Below are 13017 nucleotides of genomic sequence, written 5' to 3'. Positions count from 1 at the left end.
ATGGGTCCAACTTGTTTGCAGGAGGGAACCAGGTCGTGCCCCAGGGAAATTCGGGATCGAATTCCGCAAACGGGCATCACCGGGTTGATAAAGCATCATAAAGTGGCAGCGGCGGCGTCGCAACCATGGCGGGGAGGGCCAATTGAAGCGGTTAACGGCTAAAGTCTCGCAGATGCGCTATCTGGAACTGGCCGCCGCGCTCTGCTAGCGCATTCGTGACGCACATACAGGGAACTCCGACATGACCGATGCCATCCGGCCGCTGATCGCCGGCAACTGGAAGATGAACGGCCTCAAATCCTCCCTGGCCGAATTCGAGGCCATGCTGGCGGGCGCCTCCGATGGCGCAGCCAAGGCCGACCTCCTGGTCTGCCCGCCGGCGACCCTGATTGCGGACTTCGCGCAAAAGGCCCGCGGTTCGAAGACGCTGAGCGTCGGGGCGCAGGATTGCCACGCCAAGGCGTCGGGCGCCCATACCGGCGATCTTTCCGCGGAAATGCTGGCGGATGCCGGCGCCCGCGCCATCATCGTCGGCCACTCCGAGCGGCGGGCCGATCACGGCGAGACCGACGTCGAGGTCCGACAAAAGGCGGAAGCTGCCTGGCGCGCCGGTTTGACGGGGATCGTCTGCATTGGAGAAACCCAGCACCAGCGCGATCAGGGCCAAACGCTCGACATCTGCCGCGGCCAGCTCAATATCTCGGTGCCGGATGGGTCCCGCTCCGACAATCTTGTGGTGGCCTATGAGCCGGTCTGGGCGATCGGCACCGGCCTGACCCCGACCACGGGGGATGTCGAGCAAATTCATGGGTTTATCCGGGAACTCCTCATCGCCCGATTTAAGGGGGAGGGGACCAGGATTCGGATCCTTTATGGCGGCTCCGTAAAACCCTCCAACGCGGCGGAATTGATGGCGGTTTCGAACGTCAACGGTGCGCTGGTCGGCGGCGCCAGCCTGAAAGCGGCCGATTTCCTTGCGATTGCGCGCGGTTGCCCCTAACTAACGTCCAGGCGGTGCCGGGGTGATAATCCCCGGGGTGACAATCCCCCTCCCAATCGTGTAACACCGCGCCACTTCAAACCCCGCAAACCCCATAGGCAGCCGGATCGCGGCGCTTTTGGTTTGTGATCGAAGGCAGAAGATGCAGACCGTTGCTATCGTAATTCATCTGATGATCGTCGCGACCCTGATCGCGACGGTGCTGTTGCAGAAATCCGAAGGCGGCGGCCTTGGCGTCGGCGGCGGCGCCGGTTTCATGTCGAGCCGCGGCACCGCCAATTTGCTGACGCGCACGACCGCGGTTCTCGCGTTCGGCTTTTTCCTCACCAGCCTGTTCCTCTCATGGTACGCGAGCTACGACCGCAAGCCGAGTTCGATCATCGGAGCTACGCCGGCCACGCAGTCGCAGCCGGCAGGTGCAGCGGCGCCGGTCGCCCCGCCGACCTCGGGCGGCATCCTGGATTCGCTGAAGAAAGCGGACGAGCAACAGCAGAATCAACCGGCGCCCTCGGGACCGCAGGCGCCGCGTTCGCAATAAAGCAGGGAGGCCATGCAGGACGACATCTGGCGTCCTGCATCAGGAATCCCCATCAACATGCTGATAACGCTTTAAATTCCACGTCACCCACAGCCCGACAAAATGTTCGCTGCCGCGTGCGATTCGCTTTGGCGAATCGAGCCGGTAGCCTTAAAGGTTAAGTCCCATGGCGCGGTATATCTTCATCACCGGCGGCGTGGTTTCCTCGCTCGGAAAGGGTCTGGCTTCAGCGGCACTCGGTGCGCTGCTGCAGGCCCGTGGCTACAAGGTCCGGCTTCGCAAGCTCGACCCCTATCTCAATCTCGACCCCGGGACGATGTCTCCGTACCAGCACGGCGAAGTGTTCGTGACCGACGACGGCGCCGAGACCGACCTCGACCTCGGCCATTACGAGCGCTTCACCGGCCGTCCCGCCACCAAGGCCGACAACATCACCACCGGGCGCATCTATCAGGACATCCTGACCAAGGAGCGGCGCGGCGATTATCTCGGCGCCACCATCCAGGTGATCCCGCACGTCACCAACGCGATCAAGGATTTTATCCTCGACAGCAATGACGAGTTCGACTTCGTGCTGTGCGAGATCGGCGGCACCGTCGGCGACATCGAGGGACTGCCGTTCTTCGAGGCGATCCGCCAGATCAAGAACGATCTGCCGCGCGACCACGCCATTTATATTCATCTGACGCTGCTGCCGTTCATCCCGAGCGCCGGCGAGCTGAAGACAAAACCGACCCAGCACTCGGTCAAGGAACTGCGCTCGATCGGCATCCAGCCGGATATCCTGTTGTGCCGCACCGACCGGCCGATCCCCAAGGAAGAGCGGCGCAAGCTCGGCCTGTTCTGCAACGTGCGCGAAAGCGCTGTCATCGAGGCGCGCGACGTCGACAATATCTACGCGGTGCCCGAGGCGTACCACGCTGCCGGTCTCGACGACGAGGTGCTGGCCGCGTTCGGCATCCCGCCCAAGACACCGCCGGCGCTGCAAGGCTGGCACGAGATCAACGAGCGGATACGCAATCCCGAAGGCGACGTCACCATCGCCATCGTCGGCAAATACACCGGCATGAAGGACGCCTATAAATCGCTGATCGAGGCGTTGTCGCATGGCGGCATCGCCAACAAGGTGAAGGTCAATCTCGACTGGATCGAAAGCGAAGTGTTCGAGAACGAGGATCCGGCGCCGTTCCTCGAGCACGTCAACGGCATCCTGGTGCCGGGCGGATTCGGCCAGCGCGGCGCCGAGGGCAAGATCCGCGCAGCGCAGTTCGCCAGGGAGCGCGACGTGCCCTATTTCGGCATCTGCTTCGGGATGCAGATGGCGGTGATCGAGGCCGCGCGCAATCTGGTCGGCATCGAGCAGGCCAATTCCACCGAGTTCGGCCCGACGCCCGAACCCCTGGTCGGCCTGATGACCGAATGGCTGCGCGGCAACGAACTGGAGAAGCGGTCGAAATCCGGCGACCTCGGCGGCACCATGCGCCTCGGCGCGTATCCGGCCGTGCTCAAGCGCGGCAGCCGGGTTTCGGGAGTTTACGGCGGCGCCACCGAAATCTCGGAACGCCACCGCCACCGCTACGAGGTCAACACCGCCTACAAGGACCGGCTGGAACAGCACGGCTTGAAGTTCTCGGGTCTTTCGCCCGACGGCATATTGCCGGAGATCGTCGAGTACGAGGACCATCCCTGGTTCATCGGGGTGCAATTCCATCCCGAGCTGAAATCGCGGCCCTTTGAACCGCATCCGCTGTTCGCGTCGTTCATTCAAGCGGCCATGGTGCAATCGCGGCTGGTCTAGACGCGCTGCGTCGTCAGCCTTTGACGAACGCGCCGATTGTTGCGACAAATTGCTCCCGATATCTAGAAGAACAATAGAGCAGGGAGCAAAGCCGATGATCTACGAAATGCGCGTCTATCGCTGTGTGCCGGGCCGGCTGCCGGCGCTGTTGAAGCGCTTCGAGAACACCACGCTCAAACTTTGGGAGAAGCATGGCCTCAGGCCGGTCGGGTTTTTCACCACGCTGGTTGGCGAATCCAATCAGGAACTGACCTATCTACTGGCGTGGGAATCGCTTGCCGAGCGCGAGAAGAAATGGGCGGCGTTTCAGAGCGATCCCGACTGGATCACCGCGCGAGCCAAGACCGAGGAAGACGGCCAGATCGTCGGCAATATCGTCAATCAGATGCTGGCGCCGACCGCGTTCTCGGCGATGAAGTGACTGATATCGCGTGGCGGCACCGGATATCGCCGACGGCGCAACCCTGACATTCGAGGCCGCTAAAGAGGGTTGATCCGGCCGCCGCTGCCCGGCATGGTCCGCCTTCAAAAAGGATGATGCCTTGAACGCCAGCATTTCAGCCGCGCCGGTCGTCAGCGCCGGATCGGTCAAATTCGGCAATGACTTGCCGATCTCGATCATTGCCGGCCCGTGCCAGCTCGAGAGCCGCGCGCATGCGCTCGAAGTGGCGGCGGCATTGAAGGAAATCGCGGCCCGGCTCGGCGTGGGGCTCGTCTACAAGACCTCTTTCGACAAGGCCAACCGCACCAGCGCAACCGCTGCGCGCGGTATCGGCCTGCAGCAGGCGTTGCCGATTTTTGCCGAGATTCGCGCAACCCTCGGGTTGCCCGTGCTCACGGATGTTCATGAGGCCGCGCAGTGCGCTGATGTGGCGCAGGCCGTCGATGTCCTGCAGATCCCGGCGTTCCTGTGCCGGCAGACCGATCTGTTGCTGGCGGCGGCGGCGACCGGCAAGGTCGTCAATGTCAAGAAGGGCCAGTTTCTGGCGCCCTGGGACATGGCCAATGTCGTGGCCAAGATCACCGGCGCCGGCAACCGGAATGTGCTGGTGACCGAACGCGGCGTGTCGTTCGGCTACAATACGCTCGTTTCGGACATGCGCGCGCTGCCGATACTGGCTCGCACGACAGGCGCGCCCGTGATCTTCGACGCCACCCATTCGGTGCAGCAACCGGGCGGCAAGGGCACTGCGTCGGGCGGCGAACGCGAATTCGTGCCGGTGCTGGCGCGTGCCGCGGTTGCCGTCGGGGTCGCTGGCGTGTTCATCGAGACCCATCCCGATCCCGACCATGCGCCGTCGGATGGTCCCAACATGGTGCCGCTGCGTGAGTTCGAAGGTCTGGTGCGGACGCTAATGGCATTCGATGCCATCGCCAAGAATCCTCAGAATGTAGCGCGTTGATGCCGCCGACGGGATCGCGGCCGCAAGAGCAGCGCCTGCCGCCGGCCTTGAACGTCATTGCGTTGGCGACCTTCGCGGCGAGCCTGTCGGCCCGCGCGCTCGATCCGGTCCTGCCGCATGTCGCCGACGATTTCGGGGTGAGCATTACGACGGCGGCGAGTTTCGCGGCCGTGTTTGCCTTCACCTTTGCGATCGTGCAGCCAGTGATCGGTGCGGCGGCCGACCTGTTCGGCAAGGCGCGGCTGATGATCGGCTGCCTGGTGGTGCTCGGTCTCGCCAACATTCTGGGCGCGATGTCGACCTCGTTCTCACTGTTGTTTGCAACGCGCATTCTTGCGGGTATCGGCTCCGGCGGCGTATTCCCTGTCGCGCTCGGCCTCACCAGCGATCTGGTCGGCCCCGAAAAACGCCAGGTCGCGATCGGGCGAACGCTGGCGGGCGCCATGACCGGCAATATCCTGGGCGCTTCCGCTTCCGGCCTGATCGGCGACTTCCTGGGCTGGCGTGGGGTTTTGGCCGTGCTCGGCGGGCTGGTCGTTGTGGCTTCTGTTGCGGTCGCGGTGGGCTTTCATGGCGCCGCGCTGGCGCGGCCGCCCCGAACCAACCTGACCGCGCTTCGGCATGGCTACCGCACGATCTTCACCAATCCGAACGCTATCTGTTTTGCCGCGGTTTTCATCGAGGGGTGCTGCGTGCTGGGATTGTTTCCGTATCTCGCGGCATTCCTGTTTGAGTTGGGTGAAACCAGCCTTTCGATCGCCGGCATCGTCATCGCGGGATTCGCGATCGGCGGCCTGTTCTACACGCTATCGGTATCGCGCTTCCTGCCGCGGCTTGGCGTCAACGGCATGATGATTGCGGGAGCCTCGCTGGTCGGCCTGCAACTCGCCGTCATCGCGTTCGGGCCCGGCTGGAAATTCCAGTTTCTCAGTCTCGTCTTCATGGGCTGGGGCTTTTACATGATCCATGGATGCATGCAGGTGTTCGCCAGCGAGCTGTCGGTGGAAGCGCGCGCCACCGCGCTGTCGCTGCATTCGTTCTTCTTTTTCATGGGCCAGACCGTCGGCCCGATCGCCTATGGTTTCGGCATCCAGAACCTCGGCAAGATACCGACCCTGCTCACCGGCGCGGTGGTGATGGTTGCCCTCGGCGTCGCCTGCACGCGGCTGCTGCGGCAGACGAGGCCGGCGGATGCGGACGCAAGGCCCGACGTCCAGCCCTAGTCACGATCGGTGGGGGCGCAACGTTGTTCACACCCAATCGGCCGGGATCAGGTGGCGGCGGCCATGAGATATTCGATGATCGAAACGGCCGCCACATAGGCGAGGGCGCCGCAGGCCAGCAGCGCGACTGCGAGCCACACCCACAAGGGCGGTGCTTCCCTCAATTTCTTGATCGCCATTCAAATACCCCGCGCCCGCCGCCGCGATGCCAAGTCGATCGCCGCCCAACCAGAAGCAATTCGGGTGCCGGATGAGGACTGCCGTGCAGCGTCAGGATGACGCACGCTCGCTGCGTGCGAAGGACCCCATGCGCTCGGTCGAGGCACGTCCATGGCACGGGGATTGCTTCGTTTTTAATGGGAATAAGGATGAATACGTGGACGCCCAAGTAACGCTTCCGGCCAACGGCACGACCAAGGCGAGAAATACCGGCTACGGCACGCAATCCCCGCTGCAGCGATTTCTGACCGGCTGCTACGAGGAGTTCAGAGCGGATGATACTGGCGCGGTTGCCGACTACATCCCGGAGTTGCAAAGAGCCGATCCGGCGCATTTTGGCATCGGCCTCGTCACCATCGACGGCCATGTCTATGAGGCCGGCGACAGCGCCGTGCCTTTCACCATTCAATCGGTATCCAAGGCCTTCGTGTTTGCGCTCGCGCTCGAGACCGTCGGAGAAGAGCGGGTCGCGGCCGCGATCGGCGTTGAGCCGAGCGGCGAGGCTTTCAACTCGATCCGGCTCACCAATGACAACCGGCCCTTCAATCCCATGGTCAATGCGGGCGCGATCGCCTGCTCGGGATTAATTCATCAGGTCGATGGTGCGGCGGCATTCGAACGCATCCGCGAGAAGCTCAGTCAGTTTGCCGGCCGCGAACTCGGCGTCGACGACGCCGTGCACGCATCCGAAGTCGCCACCGGCAACCGAAATCGCGCGATAGCCTGGCTGCTGCGCAATTACTCGGTGCTGCAAGGAGACGTCGACGCCGTGCTGGATACGTATTTTCGGCAATGCGCCGTGTTGGTCACCGCGCGCGATCTCGCCGTGATGGCGGCGACATTGGCCAACCGCGGCATCAACCCGGTAACCGGAGTTCAGGTGATCACCCCGCACGTGGTTGCCCGCACGCTTTCGGTGATGACGAGTTCAGGGATGTATGATTACGCCGGCGAATGGATCTATCGCGTCGGCATGCCCGCCAAGAGCGGCGTCGGCGGCGGCATCGTCGCGGCGCTTCCTTCGCAACTGGGGCTCGGCACCTTCTCGCCGCGTCTCGATAGCCACGGCAATAGCGCGCGAGGCCTAAGGGTATGCGAGGCGCTGTCCGCGCGGTTCGATCTGCACATGCTCAACCGGAGCGCCGATGTGCGCACCTGCATCATCGCAGATTACGACCTTTTCGGCATCTCCTCCCGCCGCAGCCGCCAGCCCCACGAGCAGCAAATCCTCGACGAGCGCCACAGCGACATTCGCGTGATCGAATTCGTGGGGGCGCTCAATTTCGCGGCGATCGACTATGTCACGCGGCGGCTCGCCAGCGAGCCGCCGAACGCGCCGCTTCTGATTCTCGACTTCCGTCGCGTGCCCGACATCACGGCGGCGGGGGCGCAACTGCTCGGCGAGAAACTCACAACCCTCGGCAATACCGGCGTGACCGCGATATTGACGGGGGTCGAGGCAAGTTCGGCGGTGTGGCTTGCGGTTCGCGCGCAGACCGCCGAGCCGCAAAGGTTGCGACGCTTCGCGCTGCTCGATGAGGCCATCGAATGGGCCGAAGATCAGATTATCTACCGCTATGGTGGCTTCACCACGCTAAAGGAAACCTCGCATCTCGGTGAGCAGGCCCTGCTTGCGGAATTGGCCGACGATGAAATAGCGGTTCTGGCCGAACTGTCGACCGCGCGCCGGTATGAAACCGGCCAGCGCATCGTCAGCGCCGGCGAGCCCGCCAACTCCGTGTTCTTTCTGCAGAGCGGGATGGTGAGCGTCAAACTGCCGAGCGGCGTGCGGCTGGCTTCGCTCGGACCCGGCATGGAATTCGGCGAGATGGCCATCATCGAGCAGCGGCGCAGCGCCGACGTCTGGGCCGACACGCCGGTCAATTGCCTGGAACTGCCGGTTGATGCCTTTGCCGATTACCGCCGGCTTCGGCCGGAGATCGCGATGAAGATCATGCGTAATCTGTCGGCGCTGTTGGCGCGGCGGCTGATCCTCGCAAATGCAAAGGTCGACCTTCTCAGTGCGTACTAGCCGGCCGCATCTCTAGGACTTGAAGTTACGCCACTTCGCTCGCGAGCGCTGTGGAGCAGTGCGGGATCACCCCCGGCCGCGATAGGGCGCGACGCCCTGATCCGGAATCCACATGCCCTTCGGCAATCGGCCGGTCTGCCAGAACACGTCGATTGGAATGCCGCCACGCGGATACCAGTAGCCGCCGATGCGCAGGAATTTCGGCTTGATTGCCGCCGCGATCCGTTTGCCGATCATGACGGTGCAATCCTCGTGGAACGCGCCATGGTTGCGGAAGCTCGCGACATAGAGTTTCAGGGATTTCGATTCCAGCAGCCACTGACCGGGCACATAGTCGATGACGAGGTGCGCGAAGTCGGGCTGGCCGGTGACCGGGCAGAGCGAGGTGAATTCCGGCGCGGTGAAGCGCACCAGGTAATTCGTGTCCCTTTGCGGATTGGGCACGCGGTCGAGTTTTGCCTCCTCGGGAGTGCGAGGCCATTCGACGGCCCGGCCCAGCTGCAAGGGCTCCGGTTTCGAGGGTTTGGCAGGCTTTTTCGACATGATGCGGTCTCCGTTGCCTGCGTAATAGACAATCGTCACGTCAACGTCACGCGTGAGGCGGCCTTTTCGGCCCTAAATCCTTGCTGTAGAAGCAGCGCCAACCGTTCGTATCCTGCTTCCCAAAGAGGTACCCATGACCGCCATCGTCGACATCATCGGCCGCGAAATTCTCGATAGCCGCGGCAATCCCACCGTCGAGGTCGATGTGGTGCTGGAAGACGGCTCGATGGGCCGCGCGGCGGTGCCGTCGGGCGCCTCTACCGGCGCGCATGAGGCTGTCGAGCTGCGCGACGGCGACAAGGCGCGCTATCTCGGCAAGGGCGTCAGGAAGGCCGTGGACGCGGTGAATGGCGAGATTTATGACGCCGTCGGCGGCATGGATGCCGAGCATCAGGTCCAGATCGACGAGACCATGATCGGCCTCGACGGCACTCCCAACAAGAGCCGGCTTGGCGCCAACGCCATTCTGGGCGTGTCGCTCGCGGTCGCCAAGGCCGCCGCCGAGTCCTGCGATCTGGCGTTGTACCGCTATGTCGGCGGCACCTCGGCGCGGACCTTGCCGGTGCCGATGATGAACATCATCAATGGCGGCGTGCATGCCGACAATCCGATCGACTTCCAGGAATTCATGATCATGCCGGTCGGCGCCGAGACCTTTGCGGAAGCGCTGCGCTGCGGCTCGGAAATCTTCCACACGCTGCGCTCGGAACTGAAGAAGGCCGGCCACAACACCAATGTCGGCGACGAGGGCGGCTTCGCGCCGAACCTGCCATCGGCGGATGCGGCGCTCGAATTCGTCATGGGTGCGATCGGCAAGGCCGGCTACAAGGCAGGCTCCGACGTCATGCTGGCGCTGGACTGCGCGGCGACCGAATTCTTCAAGGACGGCAGCTACGTCTATGGTGGCGAGAAGAAGACCCGCTCACGTTCGGAACAGGCAAAATACCTCGCCGATCTGGCCGCGCGCTATCCGATCGTCTCGATCGAGGACGGCATGTCGGAAGACGACATGGACGGCTGGAAGGAACTGACCGACCTGATCGGCCATAAATGCCAGCTGGTCGGCGACGATCTCTTCGTCACCAACGTCACGCGGCTGGCCGACGGCATCAAGAACGGCCGCGCCAACTCGATCCTGGTGAAAGTCAACCAGATCGGCACGCTGACGGAGACGCTCTCCGCAGTCGAGATGGCGTACAAGGCCGGCTACACCGCCGTGATGTCGCACCGCTCCGGCGAGACCGAGGATTCCACCATCGCCGATCTCGCGGTCGCCACCAATTGCGGCCAGATCAAAACCGGCTCGCTGGCGCGCTCCGACCGCACCGCGAAGTATAATCAGCTGCTGCGGATCGAGCAGGAACTCGGCATGCAGGCGAAATATGCTGGCAAAGCGGCGCTGAAGGCGCTGCGGTAGGACCAGTCCGCGTCACGATTGCACAAAGACACAAGAACGGGAGGTTTCAGATGAGCGCCGATGGCAAGACCGGGCTGCAGCTTCGCTCGCTGATCAAGAACAGCGGCGAACTCGAAATATCCCTGGTAAATGTGCCGACGCCGGAGCCCGGCCCCGATGAAGTCGTGGTCCGCGTCGAGGCCTCCCCGATCAATCCGTCGGACCTCGGGCTCCTGATCGGCGCCGCCGACATGACGACCGCCAAGGCGTCGGGCACCAAGGAGACGCCGGTCGTCACCGCGAAAGTTCCCGAAGCCGGCATGAAGGCGATGGCGGGAAGGCTCGATGAATCCATGCCGGTCGGCAATGAAGGCGCCGGCGTGGTGATCAAGACGGGATCGTCGGATGCGGCCAAGGCGCTGATGGGCAAAACGGTCGCCATGATCGGCGGGGCGATGTATGCGCAATACCGGTGCCTGAAGGTCAACGAATGCCTGCCGCTGCCCGCCGGCACCACGCCGGCCGAGGGCGCTTCATGCTTCGTCAATCCGCTGACCGCGCTCGGCATGACCGAAACCATGCGGCGCGAAGGCCACAAGGCGCTGGTGCACACGGCGGCTGCCTCCAACCTCGGTCAGATGCTCAACAAGATCTGCCTCAAGGACGGTATCGGCCTGGTCAATATCGTGCGCAGCCCGCAGCAGGCCGACATTCTGCGCAAAATCGGCGCCAAACATGTCGTCGATTCCACCGCGCCAAGCTTCATGGACGATCTGACCCATGCGCTGATGGAAACCGGCGCGACGCTGGCGTTCGACGCCATCGGCGGCGGCAAGCTCGCCGGCCAGATTCTGACCTGCATGGAGACCGCCGTCAACAAGACCGCAAAAGTCTACAGCCGCTACGGATCGAACGTGCACAAGCAGGTCTATATCTATGGCGGCCTCGACACCGGACCGGTCATCCTGAACCGGGCGTTCGGCATGGCCTGGGGCGTCGGCGGCTGGCTATTGTTTCCGTTCCTCATGAAGATCGGGGCGGCCGATGGCGCAAAACTGCGCCAGCGCGTGGTCGACGAGCTCAAGACGACGTTCGCCAGCCATTACACCCAGGTGGTGTCGCTGCAGGAAGCGCTGCAGCTCAACCACATCGCCGTCTACGCCAAGCGCGCGACCGGCGAGAAATACCTGCTCAATCCGAACAAGGGCTGATACCGTTCAGCCCGCGCCGGCGTTCGGGCGCCCGAGCAAATTCATTTCTGACGGTCAAGCTATAGGAGTTGTTGCAATCGGTTCTTGAAAAGGGGGAATTCAATGTCGACAGATCTGAAGTATCTCGCCTTTACCGCCATTCTCACGGCATCGCTGTGGATCCCCTATGTGGTCTGCCAGGTGATGACCAACGGACCTCTTGCACCTCCGAATTATATCGATCCTACGCCCCGCCCGCTGCCGCTGTGGGGTAAGCGGGCCGACCGCACCTATGTCAACGCGGTCGAGACCTTCGCGCCGTTTGCGGCGCTGGTGATCGCGGTTCATCTCGCCGGCAAGGCCGATGCGATGACGGCATTCTGGGCGATGAGTTTCTTCTGGCTGCGGCTGGCCCATGCGGTGGTTTACCTGCTCGGGATACCCTATCTGCGCACGCTGATCTTCACGCTCGGCTATGTGGCGGTCGTCGGGCTGTTCTGGGAACTAGTCAAGTAGTTGCACCAAGGGGAAATCCGGGGGTTCATGCACTTGCATCTTTTCTCGGCATGGATAGGGTGAATGCCGAGCCCGATCCAGCCCCCGTTTCAGAAGGACGTCCCATGGCCACCCCGCATAACATTGTTGTCATCGTCGGCAGCATTCGCAAAGAGAGCTTTTCGCTCAAGATCGCCAATGCCCTGGCCAAGCTGGCGCCGGCGACGCTCCAGCTCGATGTCACGACGCTGAATGGGATATCGTTCTTCAATCAGGACCTGGAGGCAGCGCCGCCGGCCGATTGGGTGGCGTTCCGCGAAAAGTTGCAGAAGTCGGACGGAGTGCTGTTCGTCACGCCCGAATACAACCGCGCGATCCCCGGGGTGCTGAAGAACGCCATCGACGTGGGATCGCGGCCCTACGGCAAGAGCTCGTTCCTCGGCAAGCCGGTCGGCATTGTTTCCAACTCACCCGGACCCCTCGGCGGCGTCAGCGCCGCCAAGACATTGCAGAATATCCTGCCGGGCATCTCCGGCCCGATCATGGGGCAGCCGGAAATCTATCTGAACGGCGTCGGCGACGCCTTCGACGAAAAAGGGAGCCTCACCAAGGAATCCCTGCAGAAGGTGCTGCAGCAATATATCGACGCCTTCGCCGCCTTCGTCGAAAAGCAAAACAAATAGGCAGATTCGCGCCGGGCGCCCCCGGTCGCCCCTTAGGATTCCGTTAACCCGGCCGTCGCATCCTCGCGGGCATGGTTTCCCGCGCGCGACTCAAATCCTTTCTGACTGGTCTTGCCCTCTACACGATAGCGGCGGCGATGATCGGTTATTTCGGGGTCAACGCCTACACCGGCAAATACGGGCTAAATGCGCGGCAGGAACTCGATCAGGAGATCGTCGCGCTGACGTCGGAACTCGCGCGGTTGAAGCGGGAGCGCGCCGAGGGCGAGCAGCGCGTGTCGCTGTTGCGGTCGGACCGGGTCGACCCGGACATGCTGGACGAGCGAGCGCGCTACCAGCTCGATTATGCCAATCCGCACGATCTGGTTCGGACCAACACCCCGAACTGATCGGCCAAATGCACCATCCTGTCAGAAGAAACCCACATCCATATTTCCGGATGGTGCGTAATTACAAAATACCGTGAAATCAATTTCGAAAATGTCGCGTCGCAGTGC

The 13017-nt window shown here is 62.9% G+C and carries 14 protein-coding genes; 12 read left to right on the top strand and 2 right to left on the bottom strand.

Annotated elements, in window-relative coordinates:
- The first annotated feature begins 241 nt into the window (after nucleotides 1-241).
- The 6 genes from tpiA (at nucleotide 242) to QZ213_RS03385 (ending at nucleotide 5962) form a co-directional block, all read left to right on the top strand.
- Complete coding sequence (gene tpiA, locus QZ213_RS03410; protein ID WP_291684644.1) at nucleotides 242-1000, top strand: triose-phosphate isomerase; 759 nt, start codon at nucleotides 242-244, stop codon at nucleotides 998-1000.
- Nucleotides 1001-1142: 142 nt separating this feature from the next.
- On the top strand, nucleotides 1143-1538 hold the full coding sequence (gene secG / locus QZ213_RS03405) for a preprotein translocase subunit SecG (RefSeq protein WP_291684643.1): 396 nt from the start codon (nucleotides 1143-1145) through the stop codon (nucleotides 1536-1538).
- A 166-nt stretch (nucleotides 1539-1704) separates the two neighbouring features.
- A complete protein-coding gene (locus QZ213_RS03400; protein ID WP_291684642.1) occupies nucleotides 1705-3336 on the top strand; it encodes a CTP synthase in 1632 nt (543 codons plus the stop codon).
- A 94-nt stretch (nucleotides 3337-3430) separates the two neighbouring features.
- On the top strand, nucleotides 3431-3757 hold the full coding sequence (locus QZ213_RS03395) for an NIPSNAP family protein (protein WP_291684641.1): 327 nt from the start codon (nucleotides 3431-3433) through the stop codon (nucleotides 3755-3757).
- A gap of 121 nt (nucleotides 3758-3878) precedes the next feature.
- Nucleotides 3879-4739, top strand: a complete 861-nt coding sequence (gene kdsA / locus QZ213_RS03390; RefSeq protein ID WP_291684640.1) for a 3-deoxy-8-phosphooctulonate synthase — start codon at nucleotides 3879-3881, stop codon at nucleotides 4737-4739.
- Nucleotides 4739-5962 (top strand): MFS transporter, encoded by a 1224-nt coding sequence (locus QZ213_RS03385; RefSeq protein ID WP_291684639.1) that lies wholly within the window; start codon nucleotides 4739-4741, stop codon nucleotides 5960-5962. Before kdsA ends, QZ213_RS03385 begins: the two co-directional genes overlap by 1 nt.
- 47 nt (nucleotides 5963-6009) lie before the next feature.
- Here the strand turns inward: QZ213_RS03385 and QZ213_RS03380 are convergent, their stop codons facing one another.
- Entirely contained in the window at nucleotides 6010-6141 is a 132-nt protein-coding gene (locus QZ213_RS03380; protein ID WP_291684638.1) for a hypothetical protein, read from the bottom strand.
- Nucleotides 6142-6338: 197 nt separating this feature from the next.
- Here QZ213_RS03380 and glsA point away from each other — a divergent pair, with 197 nt between their 5' ends.
- Entirely contained in the window at nucleotides 6339-8213 is a 1875-nt protein-coding gene (gene glsA / locus QZ213_RS03375; protein WP_291684637.1) for a glutaminase A, read from the top strand.
- A gap of 66 nt (nucleotides 8214-8279) precedes the next feature.
- Here glsA and queF read toward each other — a convergent pair whose 3' ends face one another.
- Nucleotides 8280-8756 carry a preQ(1) synthase gene (gene queF / locus QZ213_RS03370; protein WP_291684636.1) on the bottom strand — a complete coding sequence of 159 codons (477 nt, stop codon included), beginning with the start codon at nucleotides 8754-8756 and terminating at the stop codon, nucleotides 8280-8282.
- A 133-nt stretch (nucleotides 8757-8889) separates the two neighbouring features.
- Here queF and eno point away from each other — a divergent pair, with 133 nt between their 5' ends.
- The 5 genes from eno (at nucleotide 8890) to QZ213_RS03345 (ending at nucleotide 12909) form a co-directional block, all read left to right on the top strand.
- A complete protein-coding gene (gene eno / locus QZ213_RS03365; RefSeq protein WP_291684635.1) occupies nucleotides 8890-10173 on the top strand; it encodes a phosphopyruvate hydratase in 1284 nt (427 codons plus the stop codon).
- Between the two features lie 50 nt (nucleotides 10174-10223).
- Nucleotides 10224-11363, top strand: a complete 1140-nt coding sequence (locus tag QZ213_RS03360) for a zinc-binding dehydrogenase (RefSeq protein ID WP_291684634.1) — start codon at nucleotides 10224-10226, stop codon at nucleotides 11361-11363.
- Nucleotides 11364-11465: 102 nt separating this feature from the next.
- Nucleotides 11466-11858 carry an MAPEG family protein gene (locus QZ213_RS03355; protein ID WP_291684633.1) on the top strand — a complete coding sequence of 131 codons (393 nt, stop codon included), beginning with the start codon at nucleotides 11466-11468 and terminating at the stop codon, nucleotides 11856-11858.
- Between the two features lie 104 nt (nucleotides 11859-11962).
- Complete coding sequence (locus QZ213_RS03350) at nucleotides 11963-12520, top strand: NADPH-dependent FMN reductase (protein ID WP_291684632.1); 558 nt, start codon at nucleotides 11963-11965, stop codon at nucleotides 12518-12520.
- Between the two features lie 71 nt (nucleotides 12521-12591).
- Nucleotides 12592-12909, top strand: coding sequence for a septum formation initiator family protein (locus QZ213_RS03345; protein WP_291684631.1), 318 nt, complete (start codon nucleotides 12592-12594; stop codon nucleotides 12907-12909).
- The last annotated feature ends 108 nt before the right edge of the window (nucleotides 12910-13017 follow it).

Origin of the sequence: Bradyrhizobium sp. (genome assembly GCF_017881085.1) — a bacterium.
In the GTDB taxonomy this organism is placed as follows: domain Bacteria; phylum Pseudomonadota; class Alphaproteobacteria; order Rhizobiales; family Xanthobacteraceae; genus Bradyrhizobium.
This window is presented reverse-complemented; position numbering and strand designations above follow the sequence as displayed.

What these genes read in the sequence shown, in the direction of transcription:
- tpiA (WP_291684644.1), top strand. Translation starts at nt 242, where the DNA reads ATGACCGATGCCATCCGGCCGCTGATCGCCGGCAACTGGAAGATGAAC.
- secG (WP_291684643.1), top strand. Translation starts at nt 1,143, where the DNA reads ATGCAGACCGTTGCTATCGTAATTCATCTGATGATCGTCGCGACCCTG.
- QZ213_RS03400 (WP_291684642.1), top strand. Translation starts at nt 1,705, where the DNA reads ATGGCGCGGTATATCTTCATCACCGGCGGCGTGGTTTCCTCGCTCGGA.
- QZ213_RS03395 (WP_291684641.1), top strand. Translation starts at nt 3,431, where the DNA reads ATGATCTACGAAATGCGCGTCTATCGCTGTGTGCCGGGCCGGCTGCCG.
- QZ213_RS03385 (WP_291684639.1), top strand. Translation starts at nt 4,739, where the DNA reads ATGCCGCCGACGGGATCGCGGCCGCAAGAGCAGCGCCTGCCGCCGGCC.
- QZ213_RS03380 (WP_291684638.1), bottom strand. Translation starts at nt 6,141, where the DNA reads ATGGCGATCAAGAAATTGAGGGAAGCACCGCCCTTGTGGGTGTGGCTC.
- queF (WP_291684636.1), bottom strand. Translation starts at nt 8,756, where the DNA reads ATGTCGAAAAAGCCTGCCAAACCCTCGAAACCGGAGCCCTTGCAGCTG.
- eno (WP_291684635.1), top strand. Translation starts at nt 8,890, where the DNA reads ATGACCGCCATCGTCGACATCATCGGCCGCGAAATTCTCGATAGCCGC.
- QZ213_RS03360 (WP_291684634.1), top strand. Translation starts at nt 10,224, where the DNA reads ATGAGCGCCGATGGCAAGACCGGGCTGCAGCTTCGCTCGCTGATCAAG.
- QZ213_RS03355 (WP_291684633.1), top strand. Translation starts at nt 11,466, where the DNA reads ATGTCGACAGATCTGAAGTATCTCGCCTTTACCGCCATTCTCACGGCA.
- QZ213_RS03350 (WP_291684632.1), top strand. Translation starts at nt 11,963, where the DNA reads ATGGCCACCCCGCATAACATTGTTGTCATCGTCGGCAGCATTCGCAAA.
- QZ213_RS03345 (WP_291684631.1), top strand. Translation starts at nt 12,592, where the DNA reads ATGGTTTCCCGCGCGCGACTCAAATCCTTTCTGACTGGTCTTGCCCTC.